At 63.2% G+C, this 21,751-nt stretch carries 26 protein-coding genes; 17 read left to right on the forward strand and 9 right to left on the reverse strand.

Annotated features, from left to right (window positions below):
• Positions 1–88: 88 nt before the first annotated feature.
• On the reverse strand, positions 89–505 hold the full coding sequence (locus tag ACESY8_RS15640) for a hypothetical protein (RefSeq protein WP_009260659.1): 417 nt from the start codon (positions 503–505) through the stop codon (positions 89–91).
• Between the two features lie 197 nt (positions 506–702).
• On the opposite strand from ACESY8_RS15640, the gene murI reads away from it, so the two are divergent.
• From murI to ACESY8_RS15660, 4 genes are all read left to right on the forward strand, one after another.
• The gene (gene murI, locus ACESY8_RS15645) at positions 703–1,515 is read left to right on the forward strand and encodes a glutamate racemase (protein ID WP_434307775.1); all 813 of its coding nucleotides are present in this window, start codon (positions 703–705) and stop codon (positions 1,513–1,515) included.
• A gap of 85 nt (positions 1,516–1,600) precedes the next feature.
• Positions 1,601–2,044: a YwiB family protein gene (locus tag ACESY8_RS15650; RefSeq protein WP_009260661.1), complete on the forward strand. Its 444-nt coding sequence runs from the start codon at positions 1,601–1,603 to the stop codon at positions 2,042–2,044.
• Positions 2,045–2,385: 341 nt separating this feature from the next.
• Positions 2,386–4,134, forward strand: coding sequence for an arginine--tRNA ligase (gene argS / locus ACESY8_RS15655; protein ID WP_054339352.1), 1,749 nt, complete (start codon positions 2,386–2,388; stop codon positions 4,132–4,134).
• Between the two features lie 252 nt (positions 4,135–4,386).
• Positions 4,387–5,664, forward strand: a complete 1,278-nt coding sequence (locus tag ACESY8_RS15660) for a glycosyltransferase family 2 protein (protein ID WP_009260663.1) — start codon at positions 4,387–4,389, stop codon at positions 5,662–5,664.
• Between the two features lie 170 nt (positions 5,665–5,834).
• On the opposite strand, the gene ACESY8_RS15665 is transcribed toward ACESY8_RS15660, so the two are convergent.
• The 3 genes from ACESY8_RS15665 to ACESY8_RS15675 are packed head-to-tail and all read right to left on the reverse strand — an operon-like array spanning position 5,835 to position 6,649.
• Positions 5,835–6,089 carry a DUF3592 domain-containing protein gene (locus ACESY8_RS15665; RefSeq protein ID WP_054339353.1) on the reverse strand — a complete coding sequence of 85 codons (255 nt, stop codon included), beginning with the start codon at positions 6,087–6,089 and terminating at the stop codon, positions 5,835–5,837.
• 21 nt (positions 6,090–6,110) lie between these two features.
• Positions 6,111–6,317 (reverse strand): helix-turn-helix transcriptional regulator, encoded by a 207-nt coding sequence (locus tag ACESY8_RS15670; RefSeq protein WP_054339354.1) that lies wholly within the window; start codon positions 6,315–6,317, stop codon positions 6,111–6,113.
• Positions 6,314–6,649 (reverse strand): DUF6442 family protein, encoded by a 336-nt coding sequence (locus ACESY8_RS15675; protein WP_131970400.1) that lies wholly within the window; start codon positions 6,647–6,649, stop codon positions 6,314–6,316. Before ACESY8_RS15675 ends, ACESY8_RS15670 begins: the two co-directional genes overlap by 4 nt.
• A 309-nt stretch (positions 6,650–6,958) precedes the next feature.
• Here ACESY8_RS15675 and ACESY8_RS15680 point away from each other — a divergent pair, with 309 nt between their 5' ends.
• The 4 genes from ACESY8_RS15680 (at position 6,959) to nrdG (ending at position 12,704) form a co-directional block, all read left to right on the forward strand.
• Positions 6,959–8,206, forward strand: a complete 1,248-nt coding sequence (locus tag ACESY8_RS15680; RefSeq protein WP_055179693.1) for a homocysteine S-methyltransferase family protein — start codon at positions 6,959–6,961, stop codon at positions 8,204–8,206.
• Positions 8,207–8,424: 218 nt separating this feature from the next.
• Positions 8,425–10,746 (forward strand): anaerobic ribonucleoside triphosphate reductase, encoded by a 2,322-nt coding sequence (locus ACESY8_RS15685; protein ID WP_204681598.1) that lies wholly within the window; start codon positions 8,425–8,427, stop codon positions 10,744–10,746.
• Positions 10,747–10,913: 167 nt separating this feature from the next.
• Positions 10,914–12,119: a class I SAM-dependent rRNA methyltransferase gene (locus tag ACESY8_RS15690; RefSeq protein WP_054339355.1), complete on the forward strand. Its 1,206-nt coding sequence runs from the start codon at positions 10,914–10,916 to the stop codon at positions 12,117–12,119.
• Between the two features lie 57 nt (positions 12,120–12,176).
• On the forward strand, positions 12,177–12,704 hold the full coding sequence (nrdG, locus tag ACESY8_RS15695; RefSeq protein WP_054339356.1) for an anaerobic ribonucleoside-triphosphate reductase activating protein: 528 nt from the start codon (positions 12,177–12,179) through the stop codon (positions 12,702–12,704).
• A gap of 497 nt (positions 12,705–13,201) precedes the next feature.
• Here the strand turns inward: nrdG and ACESY8_RS15700 are convergent, their stop codons facing one another.
• Positions 13,202–13,423 carry a hypothetical protein gene (locus ACESY8_RS15700; protein WP_054339357.1) on the reverse strand — a complete coding sequence of 74 codons (222 nt, stop codon included), beginning with the start codon at positions 13,421–13,423 and terminating at the stop codon, positions 13,202–13,204.
• Positions 13,424–13,508: 85 nt separating this feature from the next.
• On the opposite strand from ACESY8_RS15700, the gene ACESY8_RS15705 reads away from it, so the two are divergent.
• The 5 genes from ACESY8_RS15705 to rsmI are packed head-to-tail and all read left to right on the forward strand — an operon-like array spanning position 13,509 to position 16,452.
• Complete coding sequence (locus tag ACESY8_RS15705; RefSeq protein ID WP_009261220.1) at positions 13,509–13,739, forward strand: helix-turn-helix domain-containing protein; 231 nt, start codon at positions 13,509–13,511, stop codon at positions 13,737–13,739.
• On the forward strand, positions 13,726–14,349 hold the full coding sequence (locus tag ACESY8_RS15710) for a CatA-like O-acetyltransferase (RefSeq protein ID WP_054339358.1): 624 nt from the start codon (positions 13,726–13,728) through the stop codon (positions 14,347–14,349). Before ACESY8_RS15705 ends, ACESY8_RS15710 begins: the two co-directional genes overlap by 14 nt.
• Positions 14,346–14,957: an NUDIX hydrolase gene (locus ACESY8_RS15715; protein ID WP_054339359.1), complete on the forward strand. Its 612-nt coding sequence runs from the start codon at positions 14,346–14,348 to the stop codon at positions 14,955–14,957. Before ACESY8_RS15710 ends, ACESY8_RS15715 begins: the two co-directional genes overlap by 4 nt.
• Positions 14,954–15,601 carry a tRNA1(Val) (adenine(37)-N6)-methyltransferase gene (locus ACESY8_RS15720; RefSeq protein WP_054339360.1) on the forward strand — a complete coding sequence of 216 codons (648 nt, stop codon included), beginning with the start codon at positions 14,954–14,956 and terminating at the stop codon, positions 15,599–15,601. Before ACESY8_RS15715 ends, ACESY8_RS15720 begins: the two co-directional genes overlap by 4 nt.
• Positions 15,602–15,606: 5 nt before the next feature.
• Positions 15,607–16,452, forward strand: coding sequence for a 16S rRNA (cytidine(1402)-2'-O)-methyltransferase (gene rsmI, locus ACESY8_RS15725; RefSeq protein ID WP_054339361.1), 846 nt, complete (start codon positions 15,607–15,609; stop codon positions 16,450–16,452).
• Between the two features lie 180 nt (positions 16,453–16,632).
• Here the strand turns inward: rsmI and ACESY8_RS15730 are convergent, their stop codons facing one another.
• On the reverse strand, positions 16,633–16,875 hold the full coding sequence (locus ACESY8_RS15730; protein WP_007493676.1) for an AbrB/MazE/SpoVT family DNA-binding domain-containing protein: 243 nt from the start codon (positions 16,873–16,875) through the stop codon (positions 16,633–16,635).
• A gap of 229 nt (positions 16,876–17,104) precedes the next feature.
• Here ACESY8_RS15730 and ACESY8_RS15735 point away from each other — a divergent pair, with 229 nt between their 5' ends.
• Both ACESY8_RS15735 and ACESY8_RS15740 read left to right on the forward strand, forming a co-directional pair.
• Positions 17,105–17,683 carry a nucleoside recognition domain-containing protein gene (locus ACESY8_RS15735; protein WP_039997611.1) on the forward strand — a complete coding sequence of 193 codons (579 nt, stop codon included), beginning with the start codon at positions 17,105–17,107 and terminating at the stop codon, positions 17,681–17,683.
• A 2-nt stretch (positions 17,684–17,685) separates the two neighbouring features.
• Positions 17,686–18,207 (forward strand): spore maturation protein, encoded by a 522-nt coding sequence (locus ACESY8_RS15740; RefSeq protein WP_009261226.1) that lies wholly within the window; start codon positions 17,686–17,688, stop codon positions 18,205–18,207.
• A gap of 77 nt (positions 18,208–18,284) precedes the next feature.
• Here the strand turns inward: ACESY8_RS15740 and ACESY8_RS15745 are convergent, their stop codons facing one another.
• Positions 18,285–18,494, reverse strand: a complete 210-nt coding sequence (locus ACESY8_RS15745; protein ID WP_498794854.1) for a hypothetical protein — start codon at positions 18,492–18,494, stop codon at positions 18,285–18,287.
• Positions 18,495–18,524: 30 nt separating this feature from the next.
• Complete coding sequence (locus tag ACESY8_RS15750; protein ID WP_007493683.1) at positions 18,525–19,712, reverse strand: nucleoside recognition domain-containing protein; 1,188 nt, start codon at positions 19,710–19,712, stop codon at positions 18,525–18,527.
• Between the two features lie 138 nt (positions 19,713–19,850).
• On the opposite strand from ACESY8_RS15750, the gene ACESY8_RS15755 reads away from it, so the two are divergent.
• Both ACESY8_RS15755 and ACESY8_RS15760 read left to right on the forward strand, forming a co-directional pair.
• The gene (locus tag ACESY8_RS15755; protein ID WP_009261228.1) at positions 19,851–20,228 is read left to right on the forward strand and encodes a DUF4180 domain-containing protein; all 378 of its coding nucleotides are present in this window, start codon (positions 19,851–19,853) and stop codon (positions 20,226–20,228) included.
• 6 nt (positions 20,229–20,234) lie between these two features.
• Positions 20,235–20,861, forward strand: a complete 627-nt coding sequence (locus ACESY8_RS15760; RefSeq protein ID WP_054339560.1) for a sugar O-acetyltransferase — start codon at positions 20,235–20,237, stop codon at positions 20,859–20,861.
• A 287-nt stretch (positions 20,862–21,148) separates the two neighbouring features.
• Here ACESY8_RS15760 and ACESY8_RS15765 read toward each other — a convergent pair whose 3' ends face one another.
• On the reverse strand, positions 21,149–21,745 hold the full coding sequence (locus ACESY8_RS15765) for a TetR/AcrR family transcriptional regulator (protein ID WP_009261230.1): 597 nt from the start codon (positions 21,743–21,745) through the stop codon (positions 21,149–21,151).
• Positions 21,746–21,751 lie beyond the last annotated feature (6 nt).

Raw genomic sequence — 21,751 nt, forward strand, 5'->3', positions numbered from 1 at the left:
CCCCCCCCCCCCCCCCCCCCCCCCCCCCCCCCCCCCCCCCCCCCCCCCCCCCCCCCCCCCCCCCCCCCCCCCCCCCTGTGTGTCTGGCCTATAGCTGGTCGCTGTCCACCAGAATGTTGTCAGTGCCGTGCTGCTCGAACTCGGCAATATAGGCGTCAATGCGGCTGGACAGCTCCTCATAGTTGTTCTGGTCGATGGAGGCGTCCTCCATATCCCGGCGGGCCAGATCCTCGGCCAGGATATCGAAGAACACGTTGTTCTCATATTCCATGATCGCCTCGTGGATGCCGCCCTCGGCAAAGGCGCGGGAGGGCACCACCTCGCCCTGCCAGTCCTCGGCCAGCACGCCCATGCCCTCCTCCCGGGCCTTGGCAAAGAGCAGGCTCTCCACGTCGTCGTAATCCTTGAACCGGTCGTCGCCGCGGGTGGAGTTCAAAATCCAGTTGCCGATATAGGCCATATCCAGCAGGCGCCGGAATTGTTTGGTCGTCAGTTCCAGCTTCATCACACGAAACCTCCTCGCTGTCATGACGTTGCGGGGCGTGAACGGCCATCCCCTACCTCATATTATAGTCAGCCCCGCCAAAATGTCAAACGGGGAGAGCGTCGGAAAACATGAAAACGCCCCTTGTCTTCCGGTAAATTTTCGCATATCATTATACAGATAACAAATTTGCGCTCTTTTTATTAGGAGGAATCGCCTTGGATGACAGACCCATCGGCGTGTTCGACTCCGGCCTGGGCGGGCTGACCACGGTACGGGAGCTGTGCCGCCTGCTGCCGGAGGAGGATATCGTCTATTTCGGGGACACCGGACGGGTACCTTACGGCAGCCGCTCCCGGGATACCATTGTGAAATATGCGCGGCAGGACGTGGCCTTCCTGCGCACCTTCGATCTCAAGGCTATCGTCATCGCCTGCGGCACCGTGTCCACCACCGCGCTGGACGTGCTGGCGGCGGAGAACCCCATCCCGGTTTTGGGGGTGGTGGCCCCGGCGGCCCGCGCCGCGGCCCAGGCCACCCGAAGCGGGAGCATCGGCCTCATCGGCACCCAGGCGTCCATCCGCAGCGGCGCCTACGAGCGGCTCATCCGGGCGGAGAACCCGGCGGCCCGGGTGCTGGCCCAGCCCTGCCCCCTCTTTGTACCCCTGGTGGAGAACGGCCGCTTCCGCCCCGGCGACGTGGTCATCGAGACGGTGGCGGCGGAGTACCTGGCCCCGCTGAAGGCGGCGGGGGTGGACACCCTGGTGCTGGGCTGCACCCACTACCCCCTGCTGGAGGAGGTCATCGGGGCCTATATGGGGCCGGAGGTGCGCCTCATCAACTCCGGCGCCGAGGGCGCCCGGGCGGCGGCGGACTGCCTGCGGGAGCGGGACGCCCTGGCCGGGCCCGGGCGGGGGAGCTGCCGCTGCTTTGTCAGCGACCGGCAGGAGGACTTCTCCCGCCTGGCCTCTACTTTCCTGGGCTGGGATGTAGCCCAGGCGGTGGAGCAGGTGGATATCAGCCAATATTGAGGGGAAAGCCCTTTACATCTGAGGCTCCATTGGGTATAATAATGTGCAATTTGCAGTTTGAACGTGGGACAAGGAAGGAACAACCATGGAGAACAACGTGATTATTTCCATCCAGGGAAAGCAGTCCTTTGAGGCACAGGACGATGACACCATCGAGCTGGTCACGGAGGGCTGCCTGGAGCCCGACGGGGATGACGGCTACACCCTGAGCTATCAGGAGAGCGAGCTCACCGGCCTGGAGGGTACCCTGACCACCTTCCAGATCGAGCGGGACCGGGTCACGCTCCTGCGGGTGGGGGAGGTCAACTCCCAGATGGTCTTTGAGGAGGGCCGCCGGCACCTGTCCATGTACGACACCCCCTACGGCGCCCTGTCCGTAGGCATCAACACCCGCAAGATGCGGGCCGAGCTGGACGCCAGGGGCGGCAGCATCGAGATCGACTACGCCATCGAAATCGACCACGCGCTGGCGGGCCAGAACCTGTTCCGCATCCACGTGCGGGAGAAGGGGCCGGCCATCAAGCAGTGACTATCCCGCGCGGCGATTTCGATGAGCGCGCCAGTTGGCGCGTACAAGAGTTTCGCCCTGAGGCGAAACCTTGATGCCGCGGCAATTTACTGCACAGCCGTCGGCGGCTTTGCCGCCATACGGATGTGGCGTACCCCCTGCGGGTACTTGCCGCGAGCAGATAAAACCGGTAGGGGCCCCCACGGCACCCGTGCCGTGGGGCAATCGACCACGCGCTGGCGGGCCAGAACCTGTTCCGCATCCACGTGCGGGAGAAAGGGCCGGCCATCAAGCAGTGACTATCCCGCGCGGCGGCCGGCTGCGCGGCACACAGAGAGATGAATCGAAAAGGAGATAGAACCATGTCCAACATGATCCAGGCGGCCCGGGAGCAGGTCGCCGCTCTGACCCAGGCGGCCTATGAGAAGGCCGCGGCGGAGGGCCTGCTGCCCGCCGGCGCGGAGGTCAAGGCCACCATCGAGATTCCCAAGGATGTCACCCACGGGGATTACGCCTCCTCCTTCGCCATGGCCGGGGCCAAGGCCCTGCGCAAGGCTCCCCGCCAGATCGCCGAGGTGATCGTCAGCCATCTGGATCTGGCCGGCACCTTTTTTGACAAGGTGGAGATCGCCGGCCCCGGCTTCCTGAACTTTACCCTGGGCAGCAAGTGGTACGGCGGCGTGCTCGCCGACATCCAGGCCGAGGGGGAGACCTATGGCGCGGTGGATGAGGGCCGCAGCGAGAAGGTGATGGTGGAGTTCGTCTCCGCCAACCCCACCGGCCCCATGCACATCGGCAACGCCCGGGGCGGCGTGCTGGGCGACGCCCTGGCCGCCGTGCTGGAGCGGGCGGGCTACGACGTGTGGCGGGAGTTCTACGTCAACGACGCGGGCAACCAGATCCACAAGTTCGCCATGAGCATCGACGCCCGCTATCTCCAGTTGGTGCTGGGGGAGGAGAACGTCCCCTTCCCCGAGGACGGCTACCACGGCGACGACATCAAGGAGCTGGCCCAGGGCTTCTACGACCAGCACGGCGCCGGCTGGAAGGACAAGAGCGAGGAGGAGCGGCAGGAAGCCATGGCCGAGTACGGCCTGTCCGTCAACATCCCCAAGATGAAGGAAGATCTCCGCCGCTACAAGATCGAGTACGACGAGTGGTTCCTGGAGTCCACCCTCCACGACAGCGGCTATGTGGCCGAGACCGTGGAGCTGCTGGCCGGCAAGGGCTGGACCTATGAGAAGGACGGCGCCCTGTGGCTCAACACCACCGCCCTGCTCAAGCAGAAGTTCCTGGCCGAGGGCAAGAGCCAGGAGCAGGTGGACAAGCTCGACCTGAAGGACGACGTGCTCCGCCGGGCCAACGGCTTCTACACCTATTTCGCCGCCGACATCGCCTACCACCGCAATAAGCTGGAGCAGCGGGGCTTCTCCAAGGCCATCAACATCTGGGGCGCCGACCACCACGGCCACGTGGCCCGCCTCCAGGCCGCCCTGGACGGCCTGGGCCTGGACGGCTCCCACCGGCTGATCATCGTGCTGATGCAACTGGTCAATCTCCTCCAGGACGGCCAGCCCGTCCGCATGTCCAAGCGCTCCGGCAAGGCCATCGCCCTGCGGGATCTGCTGGACGAGGTGAGCGTGGACGCCGCCCGCTTCTTCTTCAACTCCCGCTCCTCCACCTCCGCCCTGGACTTCGATCTGGATCTGGCGGTGCGGGAGGACAGCGAGAACCCGGTCTACTATGTCCAGTACGCCCACGCCCGCATCTGCTCCCTCATTGCCCGGCTGGCCGAGGAGGGATACCTCGTGCCCGACGCGGCGGCGGTAGACCCCGCCCTCTACGCCACGGCGGAGGAGAAGGCCCTTATCAAAACCCTGTCCCAACTGCCCGAGGTCATCCGCCTGGCCGCCCGGGATTACGATCCCTCCGGCGTCAACCGCTATCTGGTGACCCTGGCCGGGGAGTTTCACCGCTTCTACAATGCCTGCCGTATCAAGGGTGAGGAGGCGGCGGTGCTCGCCGCCCGCCTCAAGCTGGCCGACACGGTGCGCGCCGTCATCGCCAACTGCCTGTCCCTCATTGGCGTGGCGGCCCCGGAGAAAATGTAACAATCGCAAATGCGCGGCGCCGGGGGCCACCTGGCGCCGCGCGGCTGCGGCGGGCTGGGGAATCCTGTCAGTACAGCATGGCGGTTCCTTACATTTGTATAAAAGAAATAAAAACTTTTTCTTAATAATCTGTTAATTGGTATGTAACACTCTTGTAATCTTTTTGAAACGTGGTATGATAGGCACTACGCGCAAACGGGGCGTCTCCCGCAGCGCGTGCTCCATCCGCCCAAACTATGGAGGATTACAAGAATGACTATGTTGGAACTTGTCAAGCATCTCAATTTTGCTGTGGTGGTTCTGTTTACCCTGCTCTACCTGTACCAGGGCTTCTATGTAGTGGTGGGGCTGGTTCGCCGCCGCTGGCAGGACCGGCACCAGCCAAGCCGCCTGCACCGCTTCGCCGTGATCGTATCCGCCCGCAACGAGGAGGGGGTCATCGGGGAACTGCTGGAGAGTCTGAACCGGCAGAATTACCCAAAGGAGCTGCTGGATCTCTATGTGGTGGCCGACAACTGCACCGACGACACCGCCGGGGCGGCCCGCCGGGCCGGCGCGTTCGTGTACGAGCGCTTCGACCAGGTACATAAGGGCAAGGGCTACGCCATGGACTACCTCTTCCGCCGACTCAAAGAGGAGGGGAAGGACTGCTATGACGGCTACTTCGTCTTTGACGCGGACAATCTGGTGGACGCCAATTTTGTCGCCGAGATGAACCGCACCTTTGACCAGGGCTACGATGCGGTGACCTGCTACCGCAACTCCAAGAACTTCGCGGCCAACTGGATCTCCGCCGGCTACTCCATCTGGTTCCTGCGGGAGGCCCGGTTCCTCAACTTCCCCCGCACCCTGCTGGGCACCAACTGCCACGTGTCGGGCACCGGCTTCCTGGTGTCCGCCCGGGTCATCGAGGACAACGGCGGCTGGCCCTTCCACCTGCTCACCGAGGATATCCAGTTTTCCGTGGACTGCGCCATCCAGGGCAAGAGGATCGGCTACTGCGACAAGGCGGTGGTCTACGACGAGCAGCCCACCACCTTCCGGCAGTCCTGGGATCAGCGGCTGCGGTGGTCCAAGGGCTTCTACCAGGTGGACCGGGAGTACACCCTCCCCCTGCTGAAGGGCTGCTTCCGCCGGGGCCGCCTGGGCACTTCCTGCTACGACATGTTCGTGACGGTGGCGCCCGGCATGCTGCTCACCCTGCTGATGATTCTCTTTAACGGTGTGATCTTGGCGGCCTGCCTTACCCAGCCGGCCTATCTGGCCACCCGCATCATCCATGAGACCGTGGGCTTCATGGGCTCCGCCGTGTGGAATTTCTATGTGGGCCTGCTGTTCTATGGGCTGATCACGGTGCTGTCCGAGTGGCGTCACATCGACGCCGCGCCGGTGCAGAAGCTGGGGTATGTCCTCACCTTCCCGATCTTTATGTTTACCTACATTCCCATTTCCATTGCCGCACTGGTGCAGAAGGTGGAGTGGAAGCCCATCTACCACACCGCCACTAAGAAAATCAACGAGCTGGGATAAACAAAGAGGGGCCGCGGATACTCCCGGCCCCTCTTTGTTTTGCCTATATGAGTTCCCTTTTACCCTTCGGACTGATTTAGGCTTACCGAACAATTCATTTGTGGAAGTGACGGAGAGATATATAAGAAAAGTCTCCACAGGATTTTGAAACCTTGTGGAGACTTGTTTATTTACAGTATTTTTGCTTTGGACGGCTTATCGGCATTGTATATCACCTGCACAATGCTCCCCACCTTGGGAACAGGGGCTCCGACGCTGATCCATTTTCTTTTTGTGTACGCCTTTCCATCAACTATGTATTCAATCTTGACGATGTAAGGAAATTCAGCACCATCCAGTGCGTGCATTCTCATGGGCTTTCTGTTTACCTTCATCCACCACTGTTTTGCTGCGGCAATCACAGTTCCTGTTGTTTGCTTGTCCATAAATATCCTCCTTGTGTTCTTTTAGAAAAAGAACAGTTCTTCAAATTTTTTGTCTAAGGCTATGCACAAAATCAACGCCAATTTTGCGGTCGGATTGAATTGTCCTGTCTCGATTGAACTGATCGTATTGCGGGATACACCGACCATATCTGCGAGCTGCTGTTGAGATAAGCCCTTTTCACTGCGAGCTGCTTTGAGATTGTTTTTTAATATCAGCTTTTCGTTCATTGACACACCACGCTTTTGACTACAAGTGCAGTGGCGAATGCGATGGCAAAAATTATTTCAACAATTCCCCAAATCAGATTTCGGCGGTTCTTCAACTTTTTATACAATACAATACTGCCACTGCCTTGCATTGCAAAATATACAAGCCAGCCAACCAGTCCGATTTCTGGGATATGAAAAAGTAGTTCGCTTGCAAAGACCAATACGGCACATATAATTGCGCCTACAAGCATTCCTACTCTCGAAGCTGTTCCATAAGCCATCATTTCACACTCATCATGTCTGCCTTCATTCTCTTCACGACTCATTTTGAGTATTTCTTCTTTGTTCATATTATCACCTTTGCCTGCCAAGTTTTCTTTGCACAGTTTGATTATACTTGTGCCAAGTTTTCTTGTCAATCACTTATATTATTTTAATTAATGTAAAAGAAAAATAGGAGGAAATTCGATTTCAACAAGACTTATCTATTATACGCCATCTTACTAATGTGACTTTTTAGTTAAATCGACGGCGTTGGAACCCATCAGTCCAAATGTATAAAGGGAGTATATTAGGCTGTACTTGCATTCCCGTATCGTTTTGTGATATACTATCTCCCAATCATGCAGCCATGCAATTTTAGGAGGAATAAAACAATTATGGACACCATCCCCCCCTTATCCCTGCCCATCCTGCTGGACGGAGCCACCGGCTCCGAGCTGTATAAGCGGGGCATGCCCGCCGGCGCGTGCACGGAGCAGTGGGTGCTCGGCCACCCGGAGGCCCTGCTGGAGCTCCAGAGGGGTTATGTGGCGGCCGGCAGCCAGGTGCTGATCGCCCCCACCTTCGGGGCCAACCGGGTGCGGCTGGAGCAGCACGGTATCTTCGGGCAGGTGGCGGACTACAACCGCCGGCTGGTGGAGCTGTCCCGGCAGGCTGCCGGCGGCCGCGCTCTGGTGGCGGGGGACATGGCCCCCACGGGGCTGTTCATCGCCCCCTTCGGGGAGAGCAGCTTTGAGGAGCTGGTGGCCATCTATACCGAGCAGGCGGCTGCCCTGGCGGCGGCGGGGGTGGACCTCTTCCTCATTGAGACCACCATGACCATGCCCGAGGCCCGGGCGGCGGTACTGGCCTGCAAGAGCGTGTCGGATCGGCCGGTGTGGGTCACCTTTACCTGCGACGAGAACGGCCGCACCCTCTCGGGCACCGACGTGCTGGCTGCCCTGATCGTCATGCAGGGCATGGGAGTGGACGCCTTCGGGCTGAACTGCTCCTCCGGCCCGGCGGAGATGCTGGAGCAGATGCGCCGCCTTACCCCCTACACCACCGTCCCGCTCATTGCCAAGCCAAATGCGGGCCTGCCCGAGACGGTGGAGGGGCAGGCGGTGTACCACTGCCCGCCGGAGGAGTTCGCCTCCTACGCCGCCGGCTTCGCGGCGGCAGGCGTTCGTATCTTCGGCGGCTGCTGCGGCACTACGGCGGAGCATGTGGCCGCCCTGCGCTCCGCGGTGGAGGCGGTGGATTTCTCCGCCTTCGTCCCGACCAGGCGGGACCCCGATGTGATCCCCTGCGCCAGTGAGAAGGAGGCCCGGTTCATTACGCCCGACATCGATGTGGGGGAGACCATCGAGTGCACCTCCGATCTGCTGGAGGATATTCTGGAGGCGGAGGAGAACGCCCCCCAGGGCGCGCTGAAGATCGCCATTTACGACGAGGACGACCTCTACACCTTTGCCGAGAACCAATACGCGGTGAAGGATGCGCTGTGCCTCTGGACCGACGTGCCCGAGCTGCTGGAGCAGGCCCTGCGGCTCTACCAGGGCCGGGCCTTCTGGGACGGCACCGGGGAGCTGGAGGCGGCCTTCCTCCAGGAGATGGCCCGGAAATACGGCCTGGTGCTGCTGTAAATCCCGTCAAGTCCCCTGTTCCAAAATCAGCGAAACCGCCAAAAAGCACGCCCTGTTTTTGGGGCGCGCTTTTTGTTTTGTGCCTTGACGGGCCAACCAAGATACGGTATCATAGGAGACGTCAAGAACATAAGAACACAAGATGTAGTGCCAAGCCTGGACGGGGTGTCTTTCCCTGTGTTGGCTTTTTTCATGAAGGAAGAAGGGGGCGGACAGCCATGACACTGACAAAGATCCGCAAGCGGGACGGCCGCCTGGCCGAGTTCAACGAGGAGAAGATCGCCCGCGCCATTGAGAAGGCGTTCAACGCCACCTACAAGCCCGGACGGGGGGAGGAGGCCAGAAAGCTGGCCGACGAGGTGCTCTCCATCCTGGAGGTGGAGGGGCAGGCCCAGCCCGATGTGGAGCACATTCAGGATCTGGTGGAGCGGGTGCTCATGGACAACGGCTATGTGCAGACCGCCAAGTCCTACATCCTCTACCGGGAGGAGCGCAGCCGCGCCCGGGAGATGAACACCCGGCTGATGAAGACCTATGAGGACATCACCTTCTCCAAGGCCAAGGACTCCGACATCAAGCGGGAGAACGCCAACATCGACGGGGATACGGCCATGGGGAGCATGCTCAAGTTCGGCTCCGAGGGGGCCAAGCAGTTCTACGACATGTTTGTGCTCAACCCCGACCACGCCCGGGCGCACCGGGAGGGGGACATCCACATCCACGACCTGGACTTCCTCACCCTCACCACCACCTGCTGCCAGATCGACATCAAAAAGCTGTTCGAGGGGGGCTTCTCCACTGGCCACGGCACCCTGCGGGAGCCCAACGACATCTCCTCCTACGCCGCCCTGTGCTGCATCGCCATCCAGTCCAATCAGAACGACCAGCACGGCGGCCAGAGCGTGGTCAACTTCGACTACGGCATGGCCGACGGCGTGCGCAAGACCTTCGCGCGGGTGTACCGCCAGAACCTGGCCCGGGCCCTCATGCTGCTGGAGGGCCGGGAGGACCCGGAGAGGGAGCTGAAGGCCCTTATGACGCAGCTCAAGGCCGACACCGGGCTGGTGCCCACCCTGGAGGACTGGGGGGATTACGCCGCCGCCGAGCGGGCGGCCCTGGTCCCCGCCTTCGGCACGGCGGAGCAGGTGGAGCGGGCCCAGGCCTTCGCCCACCAGCGGGCGGTGAAGGAGACCGACCGGGCCACCTACCAGGCCATGGAGGCCCTGATCCACAACCTGAACACCATGCACTCCCGGGCCGGGGCCCAGACCCCCTTCTCCTCCATCAACTACGGCATGGACACCTCCCCGGAGGGGCGCATGGTGATGAAGAACGTCATGCTGGCCACCGAGGCCGGCCTGGGGAACGGAGAGACCCCCATCTTCCCCATCCAGATCTTTCGGGTCAAGGAGGGGGTCAACTACAACCCCGGCGAGCCGAATTACGACCTGTTCCAGCTTGCCGTGCGGTGCTCCGCCAAGCGGCTGTTCCCCAATTTCTCCTTCCTCGACGCGCCCTTCAACCTGCAGTACTACAGGCCCGGCCATCCCGAGACCGAGATCGCCTACATGGGGTGCCGCACCCGGGTCATCGGCAACGTGTACGATCCCAGCCGGGAGATCTGCAACGGCCGGGGCAATCTGTCCTTCACCACCATCAACCTGCCCCGGCTGGCCATCAAGGCCAGGGGGGATCTGGACGTCTTCTTCGAGGGGCTGGACCGGATGCTGGATCTCTGCGTGGAGCAACTGCTGGAGCGCTTTGAGATCCAGTGCCGCAAGCACGTATACAACTACCCCTTCCTCATGGGCCAGGGGGTGTGGCTGGACAGCGACAAGCTGGACTGGGACGACGAGGTGCGGGAGGTGCTCAGGCACGGCACCCTCACCGTGGGCTTCATCGGCCTGGCCGAGACCCTCAAGGCCCTTGTCGGCGTCCACCACGGGGAGAGCGAGAAGGCCCAGGTGCTGGGCCTGGAGATCATCTCCCACATGCGGGCCCGCATGGACGAGGAGGCCGCCAAACGGGGCCTCAACTTCTCCCTCATCGCCACCCCCGCCGAGGGGCTGTCCGGCCGGTTCGTCAAGCTGGACCGGGCCCGTTACGGCTCCATCGAGGGGATCACCGACCGGGAGTACTACACCAACTCCTTCCATGTGCCGGTGTACTACCCCATCTCCGCCTACGATAAAATCCGGATTGAGGCTCCCTACCACGCCCTCACCAACGCCGGCCACATCAGCTATATCGAGATGGACGGCGATCCCACCGACAACCTGGAGGCCTTCGAGAAGGTCATCCGCTGTATGAAGGAGAGCGGCATCGGCTACGGCAGCGTCAACCACCCGGTGGATCGTGACCCGGTGTGCGGCTTCTCCGGCATCATCGGCGACCAGTGCCCCGGCTGCGACCGCACCGAGGCCGACGGCGTGCCCTTTGAGCGCATCCGCCGCATCACCGGCTATCTGGTGGGAACCCTGGACCGCTTCAACAACGGCAAGCGGGCGGAGGAGCGCGACCGGGTAAAGCACAGCGTGTAACAGAAAAGCCTTCCCCTGGGGGAAGGTGGCATTTGCGAAGCAAATGACGGATGAGGGGGATGGCGGCCTCGAACGCCGCAGGTTGAACTGTGCAGCCCTTCTCCTCATCCGCCTCGCGTTGCTCGGCACCTTCCCCCAGGGGAAGGCTCATTTGGGAGGTCAATACCATGACAGAATATCCCGCCATCCGTCTCAAGCGGGGAGAGGGCCGCGCCTTCAAGGCCGGCGGCCCCTGGATTTACGACAACGAGATTGCAGAGATTCTAGGCGAGCCCGCCGACGGCGGCATCGTCCTCATCGAGGACTACAACGGCTACCCCCTGGGGGTGGGCTTCCTCAACCGGGCCTCCACCATCGCGGTGCGCGTCCTGTCCCGGGACGCCGGGGCCGTCATCGACCGGGATTTCCTGGAGCGGCGGGTACGGGCCGCCTGGCAGTACCGCAAGGACACGGTGGACACCTCCTCCTGCCGGGTGATCTTCGGGGAGGCCGACTTCCTCCCCGGCCTGGTGGTGGACAAGTTTGCCGACGTGCTGGTGGTAGAGTCCCTGGCCCTGGGCATCGACCGGCTGAAATCCACCATTCTGTCTCTGCTGGTGGATATTTTGAAGGAGGACGGCATCTCCGTCCGGGGCATCTACGAGCGCAGCGACGCCAAGGTGCGCCTCAAGGAGGGCATGGAGCGGGTGAAGGGCTTCTTGTCCGACCCCTTCGATCCGGTGGTGGAGATTGTGGAGAACGGCGTCCGCTATCAGGTGGACGTGGCCGAGGGGCAGAAGACCGGCTTTTTCCTGGATCAGAAGTACAACCGGCTGGCCATCCAGCCCCTGGCCCGCGGCGGCCGGGTGCTGGACTGCTTCACCCACACCGGGGCCTTCGCCCTCAACGCTGCCAAGGGCGGCGCGGCGGAGGTGCTGGGGGTGGACGCCTCGGAGCTGGGGGTGGCCCAGGCCACGCAGAATGCCGCCCTCAACGGCATGTCCGACCGGGTACGCTTTGCCTGCCGCGACGTGTTCGAGCTGCTGCCGGAGCTGGAGCGGAAGGGCGAGAAATTTGACCTGGTGATCCTGGACCCGCCCGCCTTCACCAAGTCCCGCGCCTCAGTGAAGAAGGCGGTCACCGGCTACCGGGAGATCAACCTGCGGGGCATTAAGCTGGTGAAAAACGGCGGCTATCTGGCCACCTGCTCCTGCTCCCACTTCATGACGCCGGAGCTGTTCACCAAGACCATCGGGGAGGCCGCCCGGGACGCCCGCCGCCGCCTGCGGCAGGTGGAGTACCGCACCCAGTCCCCCGACCATCCGGTGCTGTGGGGGGCCGACCAGTCCCTCTACCTGAAGTTCTATATCTTCCAGGTGGTGGACGACGCATAAAGCGAACAGGGGCGCCGCATCCGCCCCCCCCCCCTGCTGTTTGAGGGAGGAAGCGCCATGCGCATCGCCAATACCGTATCCGACTCCATCGTGGACGGCCCCGGCCTGCGGTTCACCGTCTTCACCCAGGGCTGTCCCCACCGCTGCCCTGGATGCCACAACCCGGGCACCCACGACCCAGCCGGGGGGCGGGAGGTCTCGGTGGCGGAGCTGGCGGCGGAGCTGTCCGGCAATCCGCTGACCGACGGCCTCACCCTCTCCGGCGGGGAGCCCTTCTGCCAGGCGGCGGAGTGCGCCGCCCTGGCCCGCATCGCCCGGGAAAGGGGCTTGAACGTGTGGGCCTATACGGGGTATACTTATGAGAGACTGCTCGCCGGAGAGGTGCCGGACGCGCTGGCCTTGCTGGAGCAGGTGGACGTGCTGGTGGACGGGCCCTTTGTGGAGGTGGAGAAGTCCTACGCCGCCCTGTTCCGGGGGAGCGCCAACCAGCGGCTGATCGACGTGCCCAAGTCCCTGGCCGCCGGGGCGGTGGTGCTGTGGGAGCGGCCCGATCCCCTGGCCCACTTCACCCGGCCGGAGTCGTAAGGCCGGGCGGCCACAAGGGCCGCCCCTACAGATGCGGGTGACCGCGCAGGCCCGGGCGTAGGGGCGGGGGTTGTCCCCGCCCGCCATCTGGAGGCATGGCTGTGTGGCCGACTTGGAGACACGCGGGCCGCCTGACACGCTGTTTCTCCCGAAGCGGCACAAATCTGCGGCGGCCGGGCGGCCACAAGGGCCGCCCCTACAGACACGGATGACCGCACAGGCCCGGGCGTAGGGGCGGGGCTTGTCCCCGCCCGCCATCTGGAGGCATGGCTGTGTGGCCGACTTGGAGACACGCGGGCCGCCTGACACGCTGTTTCCCCCGAAGCGGCACAAATCCGCGGCGGCCGGGCGGCCACAAGGGCCGCCCCTACAGATGCGGATGACCGCACAGGCCCGGGCGTAGGGGCGGGGCTTGTCCCCGCCCGCCCCGTGCCGGCGTGTGGACGGCGGGGGGATGAGAGTGCCGGTCCCTGCGGCGTGCGTGTAGGGGCGGATGCCTACATCCGCCCGTGTGCAGCCAGCCCCGCGCCGGTGCGCAGGCCCAGCAGAAAGGCGTGGGCGGCGGAAAAGGCCCGAATTGCCTCTATATCAGTCCATAGATCCGGCGTGCATTCGTTTTTGACCAGATCGTGATGGTACTCGTCTGCTGCGTCCATGGGCATGGCGTCTATATACGACTGGATATACTGGGTATACAAAAATTGCACAAAGTCAGTCATGCCTTAAATCCCCTCTACACGAATTATGATGATGTTATTATACTACACGAAATTTGATGATGTGTCAAGGGGGAAGGAGAAGAAAATGGAGATTATTTTGCCCAGACTGGCTGAACGGCTGAAACCCCTCAGAAAGAGGTTTGGAAGGACTCAAAAGGATATGGCGGAACTGTTGGGTGTCACAGAGCGCCACTATCAAAAGATTGAATATGGCCACATCAATGTCTCTGCCACCACGCTGATTCTCTTGGCGGACTATTTTCACGTGACAACCGATTACCTGTTGGGACGGGAGGATACCGATGACCATCATTGACAAGGAGACCTGGCCCCGCCGGGCCCATTACGACTTTTTCACCCCCATGTCCGACCCCTTCTACACCCTGACGTTCCCGGTGGACGTGACCCCCCTGCGGGCCTGGTGCAGGGCCAATGCCATGCCCTTTTACCCGGCCATGGTGTTCGGCGTCACCAAGGCCATGGAGGCGGTGGACGCCTTCCACTACAAGGATCGGGACGGGGTGATCGTCCGCCACGACACCCTGGTGCCCAGCTTCACCGACCTGAAACCGGGCAGCGAGCTGTTCCAGATTGTCACCGTGGAGGCGGGGGAGGATGCGGCGGACTTCTGCCGCCGGGCCAAGGCCCAGGCGGCGGCCCAGACCGAGTTCATCACCTCCGGCCCCTGGGACGGGGATCAGCTCGTCTACTTCACCTGCCTGCCCTGGTTCCCCCTCACGGCCCTGAAAAACGAGAAGGATGTGAATCCCTCCGACTCGGTACCACGGGCGGCCTGGGGCCGCTGGGAGGAGGAGGGGAGCCGCACCCGCCTGCTGCTGAGCCTGGAGCTGAACCACCGCCTGCTGGACGGCGTCCATGTGGGCCGGTTTTACGAGGCGCTGAACCGCTGGATGGAGGGGCTATGACCGCGGAGGAGTTTCGGGCCCGCTGGACGGGACATGCGCCCAAGGTGCAGGACGTGACGGGGGAGTACGCCGTGCTGGTGCCCCTGGTGGAGCGGCCGGAGGGCCTGTGCCTGCTCTACGAGGTGCGGGCCGACACCCTGGGCCGCCAGCCGGGGGAGGTGTGCTTTCCCGGCGGGCGGCTGGAGCCGGGGGAGGACGCGGTCTCCTGCGCCCTGCGGGAGACGTGGGAGGAGCTGGGCATCCCCCGGCCGGCGGTGGAGGTGGTGGCCGAGCTGGACTGGCTCACCCACCAAGGGGGCTTTGTGCTCTATCCCGTCCTGGGGATCGTGTCCCCGGAGGCGGCGGAGCGGCTTCACCCCGGCCCCGCCGAGGTGAAGGAGACCTTCTTCGTGCCGGTGGACTGGCTGCGGGCCCACCCGCCGGAGGTGTATGCCTACCCGCTGATCCCCCGGGTGGGGGAGGACTTCCCCTATGCCCGCATCGGCTTTCCCCAGGGCTACCGCTGGCGGGGCGGCCGGGTGGAGGTGCCCATCTACGCCTGGGAGGGACGGGCCATCTGGGGTCTGACCGGCCGCATCACCCGCCGCCTGCTGGAGGGTATGCCATGAGAGCGCCGGAGCGGCTGGGGCCCTATGTGTACCGCCAGTCGGACACCTGCTTCCCCCTGGGGGGCGACAGCCTGGCCCTGGCCGCCTTTGCCTCGGTGCGGCGGGGGGACCGGGTGTGCGATCTGGGCTGCGGGGCGGGGGCGCTGCTCCTGCTGTTAGCCGCCCGGGTTTCCCCACTGGCCCTCTCTGGTGTGGAATACTGCCCGGAGGACGCCGCTCTGGCCCGCCGGAACCTGTCGGAAAACGGCCTGGAGGGGGCGATTTACACCGGAGACCTCCGCGCCGTGTGCAAAACCCTCCCCGCCGGGGGCTTCTCCCTGGCGGTCTCCAACCCGCCCTACTTCAAGGCGGGGAGCGGCGGCTGCGGCGGGCCCGCCCGGATGGAGGGGGACTGCGCCCTGGAGGACTGGTGCGCCGCCGCCGGGCGGCTGCTGAAAAACGGGGGACGCTTTGCCCTCGTTCACCGGCCGGAGCGTTTGTGCGATCTCTTTGCCGCCCTCCGCTCCGCCGGGCTGGAGCCCAAGCGGCTCCGGCTGCTCCAGCACGGGCCGGATTGCCCGCCCTCCGCCGTCCTGCTGGAGGCGGTGCGGCAGGGCCGGCCGGGGCTGGAGATTCTGCCCACACTACTGTCAAACCGGAGGTAATATACATGGCCGGAACGCTGTATCTGGTACCCACCCCCATCGGCAACCTGGGGGACATCTCCCGGCGCATCGCGGACACCCTGGGGGAGGTGGATTTTATTGCCGCGGAGGATACCCGGGTGACCCTCAAGCTGCTTAACCACCTGGGGCTGAAAAAGCCCATGCTCTCCTATTACCGCCACAACACCGGGGCGGGGGGCGAGGCGGTGCTCAGCCGCCTGCTGGCCGGGGAGAGCTGCGCACTGGTCACCGACGCGGGCACTCCGGCGGTTTCCGACCCCGGCGAGGAGCTGGTGGCCCTCTGCGCCCAGAGTGGGGTGGATGTGGTGGCCATCCCCGGCCCCTGCGCCCTGGTCACCGCCCTGGCGGTGTCTGGCCTGCCCACCGGCCGGTTCACCTTCGAGGGCTTCCTGGCCATGAACAAGAAGAACCGCCGCACCCATCTGGAGGAGCTGAAGGGGGAGCGGCGCACCATGATTTTCTATGAGGCGCCCCACAAGCTCTGTGCCACCCTGGACGATCTGGCGGAGGCCTTTGGGCCGGGCCGGCGCATCTCCCTGTGCCGGGAGCTGACCAAGCTCCACGAGGAGGTGCGGCGCACCACCCTTGGGGAGGCCGCGGAGTGGTACGGGGCCAACCCGCCCCGTGGGGAGTTCGTGCTGGTGGTAGAGGGCGCGGCCGGGACGGCGGCGGAGGCCCCCACCCTGGCCGGCGGGCTGGCCCGGGTGGAGGCGCTGCGGGCCGAGGGCCTCTCCCTGCGGGACGCAGTGCGGCAGGCGGCGCGGGAAACAGGCCTGGCTAAAAATGAACTTTACGACCGTGCCGTGGGGAAAACCGGCGGCTGCGAATAAAACTGTGCGGAAAAAAGGACATCCTTATTTAGAAGTATTTGGAATCAAAAATATTACTATTAGTATTATTGGAAAACCGCGAAACACCTGCGGTTTCGATCGAAAAAAGGGACAAAAAGAGAAGAAAACACCTTGCTTTTTCAGAAAAAGCAAGGTGTTTTTACAATATGAAACGAAAAATTATTTTAACTGAAGCTCACGAATGCAGTTGGGACAGACGTTCTTTCCCTTGAAGTTGATTACATCTTTTGCGTCATCGCAGAAAATGCAGGCGGGTTGATACTTTTTCAGTACAATTGAAGCCCCATCTACGTAAATTTCCAGCGAATCCTTTTCTGCAATGTCCAATGTACGGCGGAGCTCGATGGGGAGCACGATCCGCCCCAGTTCATCCACCTTGCGCACAATGCCCGTCGATTTCATAAGAGTTACTTCCTTTCCCTACGAATTTCCACATATTTCCGTCATTATCTATAAACTGACATTATTATAACATATCGTATTGGATTGTCAATCGAAATCTGGAAATCTTTACGAGGGAAAGCGGGGTTTTTCGACGGGCGGTGGAAAAGCAGTTTATAACAGCCCGGATCGCAGGCATGTTTCCTGCGGACAGCCCGTATAAATGAGGGAAGACGGGGAGGTGTCCGGTATGGCAATGACAGTGATCTGGACCGGGATGGTGGTGGTCTCCATCCTGTGCGGTCTGGCGACAGGAAACGGACCGGCGGTGGCGGCTGCGGCCATGGAGGGGGCGGCCGCGGCGGTGGAGCTGTGCCTGTCCATGGCGGGGGTGCTCTGCCTGTGGATGGGGGTGATGGAGGTGATGCGCCGCTCCGGCCTGTCGGATGGGCTGTCCCGGCTGCTCCGGCCGGTGCTGCGGCGGCTCTACCCGGAGTTTGCGCGGGACCGGGAGGTGATGGACACCATCTCGGCCAACGTGTCGGCCAACCTGCTGGGGCTGGGCAATGCGGCCACTCCCCTGGGCATCCAGGCCGCCCGGCAGATGAGCCGCCGCACTCCCGGACGGGCCTCAGACGCTTTGTGTATGCTGGTGGTGTGCAATACGGCGTCCATCCAGCTCATTCCCACCACGGTGGCCTCGGTGCGCCTGGCCGCGGGGTGCGCCGCCCCCTTTGATATCCTGCCCGCGGTGTGGCTGGCCTCGGCCATTTCGGTGTGCACCGGCATCGGGGCGGTCAAGCTCTTCGGCCGGGTGTGGAGGGGGTAGGCATGGAGTTGTTCTTCACCATGCTGGTGCCTCTGATCATTGCCGCGGTGGCCTTGTACGGTATGGCGCGGCGGGTGGATGTGTATGACGCCCTGGTTCAGGGGGCCGGGGAGGGGCTGGGGGTGCTTCTGCGCATTGTGCCGCCCCTGGTGGGCCTGCTCACGGCGGTGTATATGCTCCGCGCCTCCGGGGCGCTGGAGCTGGCGGCCCGGGCGCTGGCCCCGGTGCTCACCGCCCTGGGCATCCCGCCGGAGACCGTGGCACTCCTGCTGGTGCGGCCGGTCAGCGGCTCGGCAGCACTGGGGGTGGGGGCGGAGCTCATCGCCACCTACGGCCCCGACTCCCTGATCGGCCGAACGGCGGCAGTGATGCTGGGTTCCACCGAGACTACCTTCTACACCATCGCGGTCTACTTCGGCGCGGCGGGCATCGTCAAGACCCGCTATGCCGTCCCGGCAGCCCTCTGCGCCGACCTGGCGGGCTTTATGGCTGCTGCCTGGGCAGTGCGGGTGATCTTCTATTAGCGGGCGCCGGCCATGCACAAACGCAAATAGCGCGGAAAGCCGCCCCCGCCTGGTGTGCAGGGGGGGGCGGCTTTTGTTCAAAGGGTGAAATCCTCGTCCTTCAGCTTGCTGAAGTCGGGTGCCACCGGCGGCGGCGGCACCCGCTTGAGGGGGTCGTACTTGAAGGAGCGGCAGCCCCCGCCGGGGGCGACTACACCCTGTTTGGTACAGAGGATTTTCTCCTCGTCCAGTGGGGTGCCCCGCTGACAGTAGGTGCACCTGGGCTCGATATTCTTCTGAAACAGCATGGAGCTCCCTCCCTCTCTCATAACGTCTCATTATAACACGCTCCGATGCCTCTTGCCAAGGCTTTTTCGCGCTGCGGCGGCCGCCACAAAGAGGAAAAAGAGGAAGAGCACCCAGGCGCAGACCAGAGAGATAACCAGTGTGCGGTGGAAATCCATGCCCGCAATGCCAGCCACCTGGTCGGCCAGGTAATCGGAGACCGGCGCCTCCAGCGGAAAGAGGCGGACCAGGACGGCGATGAACAGGGCGGACAGGCCGCCGTGGAGCAGCTTGCCTACCAGATAGGTGCCCACGGACAGGCCGCTGCCCCCGATGAAGGAGAGCACCTGACAGTGGACGGAGATGCCGGCCCACCCCAGCATGAAGGCGGCCAGAATAAGCTTGCCGCTGAGGGTGCCGTCGCCGGAGAGAGTCCACACACCGGAGGAGATCTCCAGCGCTCCGGTAAGCAGACGTTGGGCCCACTCCGGGGTGAGGCCGAAGGGGGCGAGCACCGTCCCCAGCACCTGGGCCAGCCCGGGCAGGAAGCCGGAGCGGATAAGGAGCTGAATCACCACGGTGAAAAAGACCACAAAGGCGCAGATGTTCAGCGTGGACAGAAAGGAGTTTTTGATGGAGCCGGTAAAGGCTGTTGTGAAGCGCTGGGCGTGGAACTGGGGCCGGGACTGCCGCTCCTCCCGCCGGGCGGTTGGGCCGGCCTTGTAAAAACGGAAGAGAATGCCGATGCAGATGGAGGCGGCCGCGTGGGCCAGATAGAGCAGCACTCCCACCCGGCTACTGGCGAACACCCCAGCCCCCACCACGCCCAGAATGAAGGCGGGACCAGAGTTGTTGCAGAAGGCCAGCAGGCGCTCGGCCTCCGTCTTGGTGCACATGCCGTTCTCGTAGAGGCTGATGGCCGTCTTGGCTCCCACCGGGTAGCCGCCGATGAAGCCCAGGGCGAAAGCGGAGGCGCAGGCCCCGCTGACGTGGAACAGGGGGCGCATCAGTCCCTCCAGCAGACGTCCCAGGTATCCCGCCAACCCCAGTTCCACCACCAGGGAGGAGAGCACGAAGAAGGGGAACAGGGAGGGAATTATGACGTTGTAGCACAGGGCCAGGCCGCTTTTGGCCGCCTCCATAGAGGGCTGGGGATAGAGCATCAGGGCCAGGGTGGCGCACAGCAGGGCCAGACCCAGGAGCAGGTCGCGCACCCTCTCTTTGGACAACAGCCTGGACATAGGCTTCACCTCCGTCCTAAATGGGTATGCGCCGGAGGGGAAAAGGTTGCCTGTCCGGAGAAATTTGACAGGGCGGGAAAGGCGTGCTATGCTGAGGTATCCAAGTCAACGCCAGAGATCAGAAAGGGAGGGATGCCGATGGGCATACAGTATTGGAAGCAGGACGGGATCCCGGTGGCGGAGCTGACCGGGCCGGAGAAGCGCATTGTGGATGCGCCGTCGGCCCTGGAGCTGGCCATGACGGCGCGCCATGAGGCCGGGGCCTCCGCCCTGCTGGTGGACAAGGCGGCGGTGGCCGAGGACTTTTTCATCCTCAGCACCGGCCTGGCGGGGGAGATTTTGGAGAAATTCATCCAGTACCGGATCAAAATGGCCGTCTACGGAGACTTTTCCTGCTATACCAGCAAGCCTCTGCGGGATTTTATCTATGAGTCCAACCACGGGAGCGACTTTTTCTTTGTCCCCGAGCGGGAAGAGGCGCTTCGGCTGCTGCTGCGGACGGCTGGAAGGGAGTGAGGAAGGATGACCGAGGAGGAACGTATCTTCCGGGGGGAGTTGTTTGCCTCAGAGGAGCCGGAGCTGGTGGAGAAGAAGCGGAGAGCCCACCGGCTCAGCCAGAAGTATAATGAGACGTTTGAGGACGATGCAGAGGTGCGGGAGGCGATTCTCCGGGAGCTGCTGGGGGAGCTGGGGGAAGGCGTGTGTATGCTGGGGCCGGTGCGCTTTCACTACGGCTGCCACACCCGGGTGGGAAACCATTGCTTCATGAACTTCAACTTCACCGTCCAGGACGACGCCCTTGTGACCATCGGCGACCACTGCAACTTCGGACCCAACGTGACGATCGTGACGCCCATGCACCCCATGCTGCCCGACGAGCGCCGGGGGATGGTGTGCGACGATGGGGTGGAGCGGTTTTTGTGCTATGCCAAGCCCGTGACCATCGGACACGACTGCTGGTTCGGGGCAAACGTGGTGGTCTGCCCCGGCGTGACCATCGGGGAGAACTGCGTCATCGGAGCGGGGAGCGTAGTGACCCGGGGCATCCCTGCGGGCTCCTTTGCCGCCGGCAATCCGGCCCGGGTCATCCGCCCGATTACGGCGGCGGATACCGTCCGCGGCCGCTTCCCCGGCATCCGGGGGGAATAAAAACCGAGGGCCTGGACAACTCGTCCAGGCCCTCGCAGTCTATCGAAAAAGTCTTTTCGACAGACTGCTGAACTTTTTGAACCCAAAAAGGGTTCAAAAAGTTGGTTGATCCAACGCAAAAGGGAACCCTGACGGTTCATCTCCGCACCAAGTACCGCCGCAAGCGGCGGTTGTGCTCCGAATCGCCCTGCGGGGCAGCCTTTCACACGATCCTTCCCTCCGAATCCTCCAATAGGAGGGTTTATAGACAGCCTCAGAGGCCCGACCAACGCGTCCAGGCCCTCCGGCTATTTGGTCTGAAAAATCTCCTGGAACAGGGTGTAGTCCTGCTCCAGCTTGGGCAATAATGGGTAAGAGCCCCGGTGGAGCACCCAGTCCACGACCACGCCCCGGAAGTGGCGGAAAAAGAAGTCCGCCGTCCACTCCACCGACCAGCCGGGCAGAAGGGAACCCTCCTCCTCCGCCTGGCGCAGGCAGTCGAGCATGGCGCGCAGCGTGTAGCGGGTGGGATCCATGGAGGATGCGTCGTCAGGGGCGTCCAGCCGCCGCTGGTAATAGCGGGCCACCAGCTCCCAGCCCTGGGCCTCAATGAAGGAGGCGTAGGTGGAGAGAATCAGCCAAAGCCGCTGGGGTGGGGCGTCAGTCTCGTGGCCGGACAGGGCCTCCTCCATGTGCCGGTCCAGGGGGGAAAAGCCACGGGAGAGCAGGTCCTCCTTGGAACGGAAGTGGTGGTAAAAGGCGCCGGTGGTAATGCCCGCCCGCTGGCAGATATCCCGGACGGAAACCTTGTCAAAGCTGTTTTCACGGGCCAGCTCCATGGCGGCCTGGAGAATGGCCTGCTCGGTCTGCTGCGCTTGCTCCTTCCGACGCTGGCGGTAGTCCATGGATTG

Origin of the sequence: Clostridium sp. ATCC BAA-442, assembly GCF_964239415.1 — a bacterium.
Lineage (GTDB): Bacteria > Bacillota > Clostridia > Oscillospirales > Oscillospiraceae > Flavonifractor > Flavonifractor plautii.

Bases quoted from the DNA above. Each gene is read 5' to 3' on its own strand.
- ACESY8_RS15710 (WP_054339358.1), top strand. From the start codon at position 13,726: ATGACCATCATTGACAAGGAGACCTGGCCCCGCCGGGCCCATTACGAC.
- argS (WP_054339352.1), top strand. From the start codon at position 2,386: ATGTCCAACATGATCCAGGCGGCCCGGGAGCAGGTCGCCGCTCTGACC.
- ACESY8_RS15680 (WP_055179693.1), top strand. From the start codon at position 6,959: ATGGACACCATCCCCCCCTTATCCCTGCCCATCCTGCTGGACGGAGCC.
- ACESY8_RS15660 (WP_009260663.1), top strand. From the start codon at position 4,387: ATGACTATGTTGGAACTTGTCAAGCATCTCAATTTTGCTGTGGTGGTT.
- ACESY8_RS15700 (WP_054339357.1), bottom strand. From the start codon at position 13,423: ATGACTGACTTTGTGCAATTTTTGTATACCCAGTATATCCAGTCGTAT.
- ACESY8_RS15720 (WP_054339360.1), top strand. From the start codon at position 14,954: ATGAGAGCGCCGGAGCGGCTGGGGCCCTATGTGTACCGCCAGTCGGAC.
- ACESY8_RS15685 (WP_204681598.1), top strand. From the start codon at position 8,425: ATGACACTGACAAAGATCCGCAAGCGGGACGGCCGCCTGGCCGAGTTC.
- ACESY8_RS15675 (WP_131970400.1), bottom strand. From the start codon at position 6,649: ATGAACAAAGAAGAAATACTCAAAATGAGTCGTGAAGAGAATGAAGGC.
- ACESY8_RS15735 (WP_039997611.1), top strand. From the start codon at position 17,105: ATGGCAATGACAGTGATCTGGACCGGGATGGTGGTGGTCTCCATCCTG.
- ACESY8_RS15740 (WP_009261226.1), top strand. From the start codon at position 17,686: ATGGAGTTGTTCTTCACCATGCTGGTGCCTCTGATCATTGCCGCGGTG.
- ACESY8_RS15715 (WP_054339359.1), top strand. From the start codon at position 14,346: ATGACCGCGGAGGAGTTTCGGGCCCGCTGGACGGGACATGCGCCCAAG.
- ACESY8_RS15755 (WP_009261228.1), top strand. From the start codon at position 19,851: ATGGGCATACAGTATTGGAAGCAGGACGGGATCCCGGTGGCGGAGCTG.
- rsmI (WP_054339361.1), top strand. From the start codon at position 15,607: ATGGCCGGAACGCTGTATCTGGTACCCACCCCCATCGGCAACCTGGGG.
- nrdG (WP_054339356.1), top strand. From the start codon at position 12,177: ATGCGCATCGCCAATACCGTATCCGACTCCATCGTGGACGGCCCCGGC.
- ACESY8_RS15750 (WP_007493683.1), bottom strand. From the start codon at position 19,712: ATGTCCAGGCTGTTGTCCAAAGAGAGGGTGCGCGACCTGCTCCTGGGT.
- ACESY8_RS15640 (WP_009260659.1), bottom strand. From the start codon at position 505: ATGAAGCTGGAACTGACGACCAAACAATTCCGGCGCCTGCTGGATATG.
- ACESY8_RS15745 (WP_498794854.1), bottom strand. From the start codon at position 18,494: ATGCTGTTTCAGAAGAATATCGAGCCCAGGTGCACCTACTGTCAGCGG.
- ACESY8_RS15650 (WP_009260661.1), top strand. From the start codon at position 1,601: ATGGAGAACAACGTGATTATTTCCATCCAGGGAAAGCAGTCCTTTGAG.
- ACESY8_RS15760 (WP_054339560.1), top strand. From the start codon at position 20,235: ATGACCGAGGAGGAACGTATCTTCCGGGGGGAGTTGTTTGCCTCAGAG.
- ACESY8_RS15705 (WP_009261220.1), top strand. From the start codon at position 13,509: ATGGAGATTATTTTGCCCAGACTGGCTGAACGGCTGAAACCCCTCAGA.
- ACESY8_RS15765 (WP_009261230.1), bottom strand. From the start codon at position 21,745: ATGGACTACCGCCAGCGTCGGAAGGAGCAAGCGCAGCAGACCGAGCAG.
- ACESY8_RS15665 (WP_054339353.1), bottom strand. From the start codon at position 6,089: ATGGACAAGCAAACAACAGGAACTGTGATTGCCGCAGCAAAACAGTGG.
- ACESY8_RS15670 (WP_054339354.1), bottom strand. From the start codon at position 6,317: ATGAACGAAAAGCTGATATTAAAAAACAATCTCAAAGCAGCTCGCAGT.
- ACESY8_RS15730 (WP_007493676.1), bottom strand. From the start codon at position 16,875: ATGAAATCGACGGGCATTGTGCGCAAGGTGGATGAACTGGGGCGGATC.
- ACESY8_RS15690 (WP_054339355.1), top strand. From the start codon at position 10,914: ATGACAGAATATCCCGCCATCCGTCTCAAGCGGGGAGAGGGCCGCGCC.